The sequence below is a fragment of the Promicromonospora thailandica genome (genome assembly GCF_024171955.1).
Classification (GTDB): Bacteria; Actinomycetota; Actinomycetes; order Actinomycetales; family Cellulomonadaceae; genus Promicromonospora; species Promicromonospora thailandica.
This window is the reverse complement of the sequence record NZ_JAMTCS010000001.1, coordinates 634873-646024: the sequence shown is the minus strand read 5'-3', so window position 1 is coordinate 646024 and position 11152 is coordinate 634873. Positions and strand designations below refer to the sequence as shown.

Annotated in this window: 11 protein-coding genes; 10 read left to right on the top strand and 1 reads right to left on the bottom strand. The window is 70.8% G+C overall.

The features are described 5' to 3' along the window. The first annotated feature begins 19 nt into the window (after positions 1-19). The 8 genes from APR03_RS03065 to APR03_RS03030 all read left to right on the top strand — a co-directional run bounded on the left by APR03_RS03065 (position 20) and on the right by APR03_RS03030 (position 8466). On the top strand, positions 20-208 hold the full coding sequence (locus APR03_RS03065; RefSeq protein WP_253832610.1) for a DUF397 domain-containing protein: 189 nt from the start codon (positions 20-22) through the stop codon (positions 206-208). Between the two features lie 169 nt (positions 209-377). Continuing rightward, positions 378-1133, top strand: coding sequence for a helix-turn-helix transcriptional regulator (locus APR03_RS03060; RefSeq protein WP_253832608.1), 756 nt, complete (start codon positions 378-380; stop codon positions 1131-1133). 185 nt (positions 1134-1318) lie between these two features. Beyond that, positions 1319-1681, top strand: a complete 363-nt coding sequence (locus tag APR03_RS03055; protein ID WP_253832606.1) for a WXG100 family type VII secretion target — start codon at positions 1319-1321, stop codon at positions 1679-1681. 71 nt (positions 1682-1752) lie between these two features. Further along, positions 1753-2067 (top strand): WXG100 family type VII secretion target, encoded by a 315-nt coding sequence (locus APR03_RS03050; protein ID WP_253832604.1) that lies wholly within the window; start codon positions 1753-1755, stop codon positions 2065-2067. A gap of 55 nt (positions 2068-2122) precedes the next feature. Continuing rightward, positions 2123-3478 (top strand): type VII secretion integral membrane protein EccD, encoded by a 1356-nt coding sequence (eccD, locus tag APR03_RS03045; RefSeq protein ID WP_253832602.1) that lies wholly within the window; start codon positions 2123-2125, stop codon positions 3476-3478. Further along, positions 3465-6203, top strand: coding sequence for a right-handed parallel beta-helix repeat-containing protein (locus APR03_RS03040; protein WP_253832600.1), 2739 nt, complete (start codon positions 3465-3467; stop codon positions 6201-6203). The genes eccD and APR03_RS03040 overlap by 14 nt, the downstream gene beginning before the upstream one ends. Before the next feature lie 70 nt (positions 6204-6273). Beyond that, the gene (locus tag APR03_RS03035) at positions 6274-7215 is read left to right on the top strand and encodes a ricin-type beta-trefoil lectin domain protein (protein WP_253832598.1); all 942 of its coding nucleotides are present in this window, start codon (positions 6274-6276) and stop codon (positions 7213-7215) included. A gap of 90 nt (positions 7216-7305) precedes the next feature. Next, complete coding sequence (locus tag APR03_RS03030; RefSeq protein ID WP_308216424.1) at positions 7306-8466, top strand: FAD-dependent monooxygenase; 1161 nt, start codon at positions 7306-7308, stop codon at positions 8464-8466. A gap of 57 nt (positions 8467-8523) precedes the next feature. On the opposite strand, the gene APR03_RS03025 is transcribed toward APR03_RS03030, so the two are convergent. Further along, positions 8524-9156, bottom strand: coding sequence for a TetR/AcrR family transcriptional regulator (locus tag APR03_RS03025; RefSeq protein ID WP_253832594.1), 633 nt, complete (start codon positions 9154-9156; stop codon positions 8524-8526). A 151-nt stretch (positions 9157-9307) separates the two neighbouring features. On the opposite strand from APR03_RS03025, the gene APR03_RS03020 reads away from it, so the two are divergent. Both APR03_RS03020 and APR03_RS03015 read left to right on the top strand, forming a co-directional pair. Continuing rightward, the gene (locus tag APR03_RS03020; RefSeq protein WP_308216423.1) at positions 9308-9973 is read left to right on the top strand and encodes a GntR family transcriptional regulator; all 666 of its coding nucleotides are present in this window, start codon (positions 9308-9310) and stop codon (positions 9971-9973) included. Between the two features lie 436 nt (positions 9974-10409). Further along, positions 10410-11117 (top strand): alpha/beta hydrolase, encoded by a 708-nt coding sequence (locus APR03_RS03015; protein ID WP_253832589.1) that lies wholly within the window; start codon positions 10410-10412, stop codon positions 11115-11117. The last annotated feature ends 35 nt before the right edge of the window (positions 11118-11152 follow it).

Sequence of the window (11152 nt, the reverse complement as noted above, 5' to 3'; positions counted from 1 at the left end):
CGAGGACACAGGAACCCAGATGACCGACGACGAACAGATCCGCGTGATAGCCGTGCGCGACAGCAAGGACCCCGACGGCCCGAAGCTGTTCTTCACCGCAGAGGCGTGGATGACGCTTCTGGAAACCATCAAGGCGGGCGAGCTCGACCTTCCTGAACACATGCGTTCCTACCTCGACGAGCGTTTCAAGAAGACCGGAACGGGCTGAGCGGAAGGTTGCCCGCGGCACCTTTTCGGATCGTTCTCTGCCGTTGACGAGGCCGCCTCGGCGAGCGCTATCGAACGCATCAGAAATTCCGATCTCATCAACGCGCCGGGAGGCGGCTGCGGCACGCGAAAAAGGCCGTTGCCGTCGTTGTCCGTCCTACCCTTGATCCATGACGTTTCCGACGTTCGTGGTTCTTCCCCCCGCTGCGGCTCGCCCTCCCGTACCGGGGTCACGGCGTGCACCGTCGGACCAGCATGAGCTGGCGAGCGCTGAGGAGGACACCGATCGCGCGGACACCGGGCCGCGCACCGCCGTGTCCGTGTTCGCCGCCGACCGTATCTCCGCGGACTGGGCGAACGCCTGGCTGCGAGACCACCCGGACATCACCCTGCTGCCTCCCGAGATGGCCCGGGACGCCGGCGTCCTGCTGTACGTGACCGCCCGGACGGAGGACGAGCCGGCGGACCTGCTCCGCAGGTCCTCGGGCGTACCCGGCGTCTGCGAGATCCCCAAGGTGCTGGTCGCTCCGTGCATCAGCAACCAGTCCCTGCTCGAGGTCGTCGGGCACGGCGTGGTGAGCTTTCTCAGCTACACCTCGGTAGGACTGAATGAGATCACGGAAGCCCTGATGGAGGCGGACCGGGGTGGGTCGCGGCTGCCCGGGGCGCTGACGAGAGCCCTGACCGACGAGATCCGTGAGCAGCGGCGGGACTCGGATGTCATCGCGAGGAAGGCCGGCCTCGAGCCGCGCGAGATCGAAGTGCTCCGCATGCTCGCCGAGGGGTCCGACGTCCGCGAGATAGCTGCCCGGCTGCAGTACTCCGAGAGCACCGTCAAGGGAGTGATCCAGGGCGTGGTCAGGCGGCTCGGTCTGCGTAACCGGATCGAGGCCGTGGCCTACGGCGCCAGGATCGGGGCCTACTAGCACCTCGTCGACGGGCCCGCGAACGTTGCCCGGACGGGCGGATGTGTGCGCTCAAAGGGAAGCCCTTACCCCGTTGTCCGATGTCCGTCATGCCCGTCTGCCTACTGTTCGGGTGCGACCTGGCACGCTGCCTTCAAAGGCGCCGGTCGCGCGCACACCAGATGGCGGACGAAGGGGAAAAGACCGTGACGACCATTGGTGACGTGACCTATCGGGTCACGCCGGAATACGTGCTCAATGCCGCGACGAGCACGGAGAGCACGGCACAGGAGATCGACGCCATCCTCGGGCAGATCAGGGTTTACGTCGAAAGTCTGGGAACGTCCTGGCAGGGTATGGCCCACAGCACCTTCACGACACTGATGTCCGAGTACGACATCTATGCCCGGATGCTGCACGACAGCCTGACCGGCATGGCATCAGGTCTGCGCGGCACCTACGTGAACTACACCGAGACCGAGCAGCGGAACATCGACAACCTGAGGGCGCTCGACGCCACTCTGCCTGCCGGCGACCGGACGATCGCCCCCGGGGCGAACCTCGCCTGAGCCGCCCCTGCGGCCCCACATTCCACGCGCCCCCCGCGTACCTCTGTGTAGCGGACGACCAAGGGACACCCATGTCTGACATCGACGGCACCACCATCCGCGTCGGCGGCGACCTCGCGGCCGCTGGCAGCTGGCTCAACCAGCGCGCCGACATCTGCTCCGAGGAGCTGGCGCGGCTGCGCGGACAGCTCGCGCCGCTCCAGGAGTCCTGGACGGAGAGCCAGGCGGCCGAGTACTACCAGGCCCTTCAGCAGCAGTGGAACGTCGCGGCCGACGGGCTGTTCGGGCCCGAGGGCGTACTCGGGCAGATCGCTCAGGCGATGAACGTCAACTGGGGCAACTACTCGGAAGCCGAGTGGGCCAACACGAGGTCCTGGCAGCACTGACCAGCGCTGATCAAAGGCCGCCTGCTACCACTTGACACGAGACGAGGAACTGAAGGTGGACGACAACCGCTGCCGGATCACGGTGGTCGGCATGCGGCGACGCGTGAACCTGGCCGTGCCCGCCCGGGCACCGATCGGTGAGTACCTCCCCGACCTCATCCACCGCTGTGGTCAGGTGGGCGACGACACCCTGCCGCCCGCCTGGTCGCTCGCCCGGGCCGGGGAGCCGCCGCTTCCGCCGAGCATGTCCCTCCTTGAGGCGCAGGTGGTCGACGGCGCGACCCTGTACCTGAGGGACCTTGTCGCGGGGGAGACGGACGGCCCGCTGGTCACCGACCTGGAAGACGCGGTGGTCGACGAGGGCGGGCGGTGGGAACGGTGGAGCGGGTGGCACCGCGCACTGACCGCCGTGGTCCTCGCGACCCTGGGGTTCCTGGCCGCTGTGGCAACCTTCGTGGTCACGACCCCCGACAGCCCTCTCGCCGGGCTGGTCGCCGCGGCCTACGGGTCCGCGCTCGTCCTCGTGGCAGGTCTGGCCACGCGCAAGGACTGGCCCGTGCCGGCGCCGCTGCGGGTCGGACTGGCACTCGTGGCGGTCCCGGCACTCGCGTTGGCCGGCTATGCGCTTCCCGTCTCACGCGTGAGTGAGAACGCCGCCGTGGTGGCAGCAGCAGGCGGCGCCGCGATCGGGGCCCTCGCGGTACTGCTTGCGGTGATCGACGTCTGGACCCTGACCGTCGCGCTGCTCGCGGTCGTGTCGGTACCGGTCGCGGTGCTGCTGGCCCTCGTCCGGGCGGACGCCACCGAACGGGTTGCCGTGGTCACCGTGGTCGCGCTCGTGCTGTTGGCGCTGGGTCCGGGACTGGCGGGTCGGCTCGCGTCGCTGCCCCCGGGCCAGGGCGCCGCCGCACCGGTGACCGACGCCTCAGCCGAGGCGGCGGCCGTGCTGGACCGGAGCCGCCGCGTTCTGGTCGCCTGGAGCGTGACGGCCGCGGTCGTCCTGGTCAGCGGTCTCGTCGTGCTGAGCAGATCGACGAACCTTTACGCGGTGTTCCTCGTTCTCTGCGTCGGCCTGGCGCTGATCGCCCAGGCGGGGCAGAGCACCGTTCCGGCCGCGGTCGTTCCTGTGCTCACCGCGGGGGTGGCAGGCCTTGTCGCTCTGGGCCTGCAGGCACCCGCCACCTTCCTTCCCTGGCTGCCGGGACCGCTGCAGATGCTGGTGGTCTGCGGTCTCTGCCTGACGGCGATGGTGGTGGGCCTGGTCAAGCTCGTCGAGCCCGCCGACGACGGCGGCGCCCGTCCCGCATGGATCGGCTCCGTCGCTTCCACGCTGTCCGTCCTGAGCATCGCGCTCGCCGTCGGCGTCTTCGGCGTCTTCGAGGCGTTGGCCCAGGTCGGTGGCCAGCTCTGACCGAGCGCGCCCCGCCGCCGAGACGAGCGGGGGGCGCGCGGGGTGGCAGAGGGTCACGCCCGCGGGCGGCTGGGGCGCCCACCGCACCATCGGCGCGGCCGTGCTCGCGGCCGGTGACGGCGCCACCATCTCCGTCCAGCCGGGTGTCTACCACGAGCCCCTCGTCGTCGACCGTCCCGTCACCATCCTCGCGGCGAAAGGGGCCGGAACCGTGCACGTCGTCTCGGTGGACCGGCCGGCGCTGACCGTGACCGGGTCGGGCGCGACCGTCCGTGACCTGGAGTTCGAAGGCCCGGCCGCGAACGACGTGGCGGTCCTGCTTCGTGGCGGGGCACCGGTCCTGGAGGGGTGCCGCGTCACCGGCGGACGCCTCGAGGTGACCGGTGACGCGAACGTGACGTTGCGTCGCTGCGACGTCTCGGACAGCGAGGGGGCCGGAGCCCACCTGACCGGGACGAGCCGAACCGTGCTCGTGGACTGCACCCTCCGCGGGATCGACGGTGACGGTATCCGCCTCGACGACGACGCCCGGGCGCAGTGCTCCGGAACCAGGGTGGACAACGTCCGCGGCCGGGGACTTCACGTGGGCGGCGCGGCCAGCGGGGTGTTCGAGTCGTGCGAGTTCCAGCGTACCGGTGGGCCTGCCGTGCAGCTGGAGACCCTCGGGCATCCCGTGCTGCGAGACTGCCGCATCCACGATGCGGGTGCGCAGGGAGTCCTCGCCGTCGGCACCGCTGCTCCGGGCGCCGTTCCCGCGGTCGTCGGCGCAGACCTGGACGTCGCCGCCTCTGGGGAGGACGAGCAGCGGACGAGGGTGGAGAGCTGCGAGATCGTCCGCACGGGTGCGGAAGGCGTGCTCGTGGCCGGTGACGTCCGGATATGTCTGGCGACCACGCAGGTGCGCGACACCCGCAGCAGCGGCATCCACGCCGCCGGCAGCGCCCAGGTCACCCTGGAGACGGTGCGGGTCGCCGACTCGGAAGGCACCGCCCTCGTCGTGACGGGGGCCGCGACCGCGCGGGTGCGGGACACGGTCCTGACCCGCTCGAGGGCGAACGGCATCCACGTGTCCGGCGAGGGAACGGTGGTCCTGACGGGCGGGGAGGTCTCGCACACCGCGTTCACGGCCGTCCATCTCAGTGGCGGCTCGCGGGCCACGCTGAGCGACTGCCTGGTGAGCACCACGCCGGAGCACGGCGTCCGTGTGGTGGAGCGCGCGGACCTCGTCGGGGAGCGGGTGCGGGTGGAGGGCGCCCGGAGCGTGGGTGTGTCCGTCGAGGACGGGGACCTCCTGCTGCGTGACTGCCGGGTGAGCGACTCCGGCGCCGGCGTGTGCCTGAGCACCCGGCACCGTCCCCTGCTCGACGGCTGCGAGGTGTCCGGCATCGCCGGCACCGGCATCGAGATCGGTCCTCGCACCGACGCGCTCGTCCGGGGCGGGCAGGTCATGGAGACCGGCTCAGCGGGGATCTTCGTCGACGAGGGCAGCAATGCGTCGCTGGAGGACGTGACGATCACCGACACCGGGGGCAGCGGCCTGGTCGTGTGGGCCTCCGCCGGGCCGCGGGTCCGGTCGGTCACCATCGCGCGCACCCGCAAGAACGGGGTGTACGTGGCGGACGGCGCCGCCGGCCTGATCGAGACGTCCACCGTGTCGGAGACCGAGTTCCCCGCCATCTACGTGGGCGCGGCGGCCACACCGCTGTTCCGGGACTGCCTGGTGCACGACACGACGGCTGACCTGACGCTGACCGACGGCGCGGCGCCGGTCTTCGAGGGGTGCAGTACCCGGGCGGTCGCTACCAGCTCGTTGCCGGCCCACAGCGCGAGAGCGGACTCACAGAGGACACCGGGAGCCGTCACGGAGGTCCGAGCCGGCACCGCCGGCGCGGACGAGACCGATCCTCGGGAGGAGAGCCTGGACGACCTGCTCGGGGAGCTCGCACTGCTGGTGGGCCTGGAGCGGGTGAAGGACGAGGTGAACGCGCTCGCCAACCTCATGCGGATGGTCAAGCGCCGGCAGGAGGCAGGACTCTCGGCGCCACCCCTGTCCCGGCACCTCGTGTTCGCCGGGAACGCCGGCACGGGCAAGACCACGGTGGCTCGCCTCTACGGCCGTATCCTCGCGGCGCTGGGCCTGCTGACGCGCGGTCATCTGGTCGAGGCGTCCCGGGGCGACCTGGTCGGTGAGTACGTGGGACACACCGCGCCCAAGACCCAGGCGGTTTTCCGGCAGGCCATCGGGGGCGTGCTGTTCATCGACGAGGCGTATGCCCTCGTCCCCCACGGACAAGGCGCCGACTTCGGCCAGGAGGCGGTGTCGACCCTGGTGAAGCTCATGGAGGACCACCGGGACGACGTCGTCGTCATCGCGGCGGGCTACCCGCGGGACATGGAACGGCTGATCGACTCCAACCCGGGGCTCGCCTCCCGCTTCACCCGGACGCTGACCTTCGCGGACTACTCCTCCGACGAACTCGTCGGCATCGTGTGCCGTCTCGCGGAGCTCTACGACTACCAGCTCGCCGACAGCGCGGTCGAGCAGCTGGGCGACTATTTCGCCGGCATCCCCCGGGGTGAGCGGTTCGGCAACGGCCGTACGGCGCGGCAGGTCTTCCAGCGGATGACGGAGAACCAGGCACAACGTGTGGCGGGACTCAAGGAGCCGGGTTCGCAGGACCTGACCCTCGTGCTCCCGCAGGACGTCCCGACGGGCCCGCCGTGAGCCGTCGTGCCCCGACCCAGCATGCGTCCGGCGGCCGCGCCGAGAGCAACCAGATCGAGAGGGAATGACAGTGGATCAGACACCGCAGGAGCCCCGTGGCGGCAGGAAGTACGCGAGCCTGGCCCGCGCCCTGACGTCGGTCGTCAGACGGCCGGGGGAGCGCCCCGCGACCCTCCTCGGCCGAGTGCTGCCCGCGCTCCTCGTCGTGGCGCTGGCGGGCGGCCTCGCGGTCGGTGTCGGCGCGTTGACCGGTCACACCGGCTCGGCGGCCCCAGCCCACCGGAGCGAGGCGGAGGCCTCGCCCTCGGCCGAGGCCAGGGCCAGCGACCGGACGGACGCCGACCGGTCGGACACAGACTCGGGACCCACGAGGACTGGCGGCGCGGAGCCCCGGGGCGCCGAACCGGCGGCTGAGCCCGCGGCGATCGGCCCCGTCAGGGGCGGGTCTGCTCCGGTCGCAGGTTCGTCTGGTGGGAGCGCCGAGGACAGCTCCAAGCCCACCGGAACGCCGACCTCCGACACCCGGGCGGCCCAGGAGGACACGCCCCCGGATGCCGGCGACTCAGGCTCTGGGACGTCCGAAGGTGCCGACGAACCCGCGTCGCGGACGGCGCCGCAACCGAAGGTCCTCGCCAGGAGCGCCGTCGTCAACCACGGGGCCGGCAAGTGCATCGACGTCACCGACGAGGGACGCACGGGCGTCCAGATCGAGCTCTGGGACTGCGAACCCGTCACACCGTGGCGGACCTGGACGTTCTACTCGGACGGCACCGTCCGCTCCGAAGGCAACTGCATGACCGCTGTTGGAACGGGAGACGGCGCGCCGATCCAGGTTCGCGCCTGCACCGGGGGTGCCGGTCAGCGGTTCACGCTGAACGCCTCGCACGACCTGGTGAACATCAGCGCCGACAGGTGCGTGGACGTGACGGACGGCCGGGTGGGTGACAACGGCGCCAAGCTTCAGCTCTGGTCCTGTTCGGGAGCCGACAACCAGAAGTGGAGCCTGCGCTGACCGCCACCGGGTGCCGAGGTCGGGCTATGAGCGACCGACGGCGCGGGCGCTGCCGACCGGCGGGCCCGGGCGCAGGACCCAGCAAGACAGATGTGCACTTTCGAAAGGGAAACAAGAATGTCGAACCCGTCGTCCGAGTCCTCGGGAGCGTCGACGCAGAGCGGTGCGGTGCGCAGGGTCCTGATCGTGGGGGCTGGTATCGCCGGACTCGCCGCGGCGCGCGCGCTGCGCGGATGGGGTGCTGAGCTCGAGGTGGTCGAACGAACCCCGGCGCCCGATCCCGGTGGTGCAGGGATCTTCCTCCCCGCAAACGCGGTACGTGGGCTGCGCGCGCTCGGGCTCGGTCAGCCGGTGGTCGACGTGTCGATCCAGATCGACAGCCAGCGGGTCGCAGACTCCAGCGGGCGTCTCCTCTACGAGGTGAGGATGGCTGACCTGTGGCGAGGCATCGCCCCGACGGTCGCCACCTCCAGAGCGGCGCTACGCGGTGTGATGCTCGACGGGGTCGACGACGTGCCGATCCGATGGGGCGTGAGCCCGACGTCGATCGTCCCGGACGGTGCGGGCGTCGATGTCACGTTCGACGACGGCGCCTCCGGGCACTACGAGCTGGTGATCGGGGCGGACGGCGTCCACTCGACGGTGCGTCGGCTCGCGTTCGCCGACGCCGGGCTCGAGCAGACGGGCCTGCACGTCTGGCGGCTGCTCGCGGCTCGTGGCGCCATGGACGCCGCGTGGTCGGCGCGCCTGGGCCGGGGTGCGTCGTTCTTGATGGTCCCGATCAGCGCGGACCAGGCGTACTGTTACGTCGATGTGGGAGTCAAGGACGCGGGCACCGGTCCGGAAGGGCTCAGCGAGCGCTTCGCGGCGCCCGTCCCTGAGCTGACGTCAGGGGCCGTCGTGCACAGCGGACCGATCGAACAGGTGGTGCTCTCGGCATGGTCGAGGGGAAATGTCCTGCTGATCGGTGACGCGGCGCATGCCACGACGCCGAACATGGCCCAGGGCGCCGCGATGGCCGTCGAGGACGCCCTGGTGCTCTCCGACGTGCTCCGCACGACTCCCACGATCCAACGTGCCGTGCAGGCGTACGAGCGGCGGCGTCGGCCGCGGGTGGAGCACGTGCAGCGCGAGAGCAACAAACGAGACCGAACGCGAGGTATGTCTCCGACCACCCGGGACCTCGCGCTGCGTGCGGTCGGCAAGCGGCTCTTCCACGCGAACTACCGAGGGCTGCACGCGGAGCCCTGAGCAGGGTGCCGGCGTGAGCGTTTCGGCGGTGTGCCCAGCGGCGCATCGCCGAAACGCCTAGGCAGACCGGTTCTCCTGCGTCTCGGTCCGATGGGCGTCCACCACGGCGAACAGCGCCACGGCAAGCGTCCGTCGATCTCGTCCCCCGTCGAGACGGCCGGCCGTCATGGCGCCGTCGCGCAGCATCATCACAGCTTCGGTGGCCACCGCGAGGTCTGCCACACCGAGCCGTCCGAGCATCTGGGCGAACACCGTTCGGTACCGCGTCCGTTGACGCGCCACCGCTGCCCGGACGGGGCTTTCCGGGTCCGGGTACTCGGCCGCCGCGTTGAGGAACGGGCAGCCTCGGAACTCCGGGCGACCGATCTCGGACTCGATCCCGTCGGCGAGGAGCCGCAGCTCCTCGGAGCCGTCTCTCGCCGAGCCGCGGATGCCGTCCAGCACCGAGAGCTCCTGGGCCGCTCGTCGTTCCAGGTAGGCGACGACGAGCTCGTCCTTGGTGCGGAAGTGCCGGTAGAAGGTGGCTTTCGCTGTCCTGGCCGTGTCGATGATCTTGTCGGCGCTGACCGCGCGAATCCCGTGGGCGTCGAAGAGAGTGTCGGCCGCGTCCAGGATGCGCTCGGCAGCGGCCGGGCGAGTCTCGTCGTCCGTCGCCGCACGGGCCGGCCCTCGGACTGTCCTGACGCTCATGTCCACTCTTTCTCGTCGGGCCGCTGGCTCAGCGAGGGCCTCTGCGAACCCTCGCGTCCCATGCACGCTATCGAGTGTATCTCATGCAATATATCGCAACGTATGCGCTCTGCCGTTTGCTTTCACCTCATCGGGGGGTGCAATATATTGCGTGCCCATTCCACAGAATGATCCTGCGATCGACCGTCGGCTGCTCCGGGACGATGTCTACCATCGGCTGCGTGACGCCATCGTGGACGGAACGCTGGCACCTGGCGAGCAGCTGCGCGACGGCGACCTCGCCACGTGGCTGGGCGTCAGCCGCACGCCCGTGCGTGAGGCGCTCCTGCGCCTGGCCGAGGCCGGCCTGGTCGCCGCGCAGCCCGGACGCTCGACGACCGTCACCTCCCTCAGCGAGCGGGCGGTCCGCGAGGCCCGTGATGTCGTGGCCGCGATGCACCAGCTCGCGGTCCGCCGCGCCGTCGGCAATCTCAGCGAGGCCGAGATCGAGAGGATGCGCCAGGCGAACCTCCGGTTCCGGGAGGCGATCGCTCGTGGTGACATCGAGACGGCACTGCGGGTGGACGACGAGCTCCATGCCGTGCCCATCGCCGCAGCGGCCAACGGTGCGCTGGCCGCGGTGCTCGATCAGTTCTCTCCGGTGCTGCGCCGGGCGGAGATGCTGCGGTTCTCGTCCGTGGCCGGGGTGGCATCGGCGAACAGGCACGACGACCTCATCCAGGCGTGCGCCGAGGGGGACGTTGAACGTGCCGCGCAGATCGCGGCGGGGACGTGGAGCACGCTGGACCCCGCGCCGCGATCGCCGGACGAGCAGTAGCCGCTGCTGGTCCGGGCGCGAACACGGGCGGATGCGTGACTGATCGGACATCGACACGACGTCGACATTTCGTCGACCGGTCGAGGTTTTCCTGGAGGTGGCCCGGAATCCGGGCCGTCCGTCCATCAGTCCAGGAGCAACAGATGCAGCACCTCGTCCAGTACACAGTCCTTGCGTCAGTGATGGCCGACCGTGCCGGCGGCAGGCGCCCTGTGGATGACGGCGGCCGACGCCCACCGGAGGGACCGCCCGTCGGGTGCCGGTTCGACACCCACCGCGCGACCGCGGACGAGCGACGTTGAACCCTCTGGACTATGCCGGGGCAGACGCCCGCGCCAGGTCGATGGTCGACAGCGATGCCGCGAATCCCGCTGTTCTGCCCGGTGCGGGCACTCAGGTGTGGTCGCACGGGACGCGACGACCGAAAGCCGTTCTCATGTTCCACGGTTACACGCACACGCCGGCGCAGTTCGCGGCGCTGGGCGAACGCTTCTACGCGCAGGGATACAACGTCCTCGCGCCGAGGGCGCCCCTGCACGGGTTGGTCCAGCAGGACGCGCACGCCGGGGTCACCGCTGCCGGCCTGCGCGGCCACGCCCTGGCGGCGTGGGCCGTTGCCTCGAGCCTGGGAACGGAGGTCGGTGTCGTCGGGATATCTGCCGGCGCGGTGCTGGCGAGCTGGCTGGCGACGAGGCCCACGCTCCAGGTCCGGCGCCTGCTGGTCATCGCTCCCTTCTACGACCCCCACCCCCGCAAGGCCGCGCGTCCGGTCGCGGCGGCGCTGCGGATCTTGTACCGACCTGGTCTGCTGCCCGACCGGGTCACGGACCGGGGCTACTCGTACACGGCGCTGGCGCAGTACCTGAGCATCGCGGCTGCGATCCGCAGGGTGCCGGAGGGCACCCGGCTGACCCGGGTGGCCGCCGCGCTCTCGGAGGCGGACGACGCCGTGCATCCGGAGACGGCTCTCGCGGTGCCCGCCGCGATCGCGGCGGCGGCCGGTGCCGCGTTCAGCAGCTACCTGATCCCCGCGGCGGCGAAGCTCGGGCACGACATCCTCACCCCGGCGGCGCTGGGAGACCACACCGAAAAGGTCCACTCCCGGTACCTGGAGCTCTTCGCCGGGCACCCGGTGCCGTGCTGACCCCCGCCGCAGGACGCTGCTCCTGGCCACCGGAC

What these genes read in the sequence shown, in the direction of transcription:
- APR03_RS03050 (WP_253832604.1), top strand. Translation starts at nt 1,753, where the DNA reads ATGTCTGACATCGACGGCACCACCATCCGCGTCGGCGGCGACCTCGCG.
- APR03_RS03025 (WP_253832594.1), bottom strand. Translation starts at nt 9,156, where the DNA reads ATGAGCGTCAGGACAGTCCGAGGGCCGGCCCGTGCGGCGACGGACGAC.
- APR03_RS03015 (WP_253832589.1), top strand. Translation starts at nt 10,410, where the DNA reads ATGTTCCACGGTTACACGCACACGCCGGCGCAGTTCGCGGCGCTGGGC.
- APR03_RS03030 (WP_308216424.1), top strand. Translation starts at nt 7,306, where the DNA reads ATGTGCACTTTCGAAAGGGAAACAAGAATGTCGAACCCGTCGTCCGAG.
- APR03_RS03060 (WP_253832608.1), top strand. Translation starts at nt 378, where the DNA reads ATGACGTTTCCGACGTTCGTGGTTCTTCCCCCCGCTGCGGCTCGCCCT.
- APR03_RS03065 (WP_253832610.1), top strand. Translation starts at nt 20, where the DNA reads ATGACCGACGACGAACAGATCCGCGTGATAGCCGTGCGCGACAGCAAG.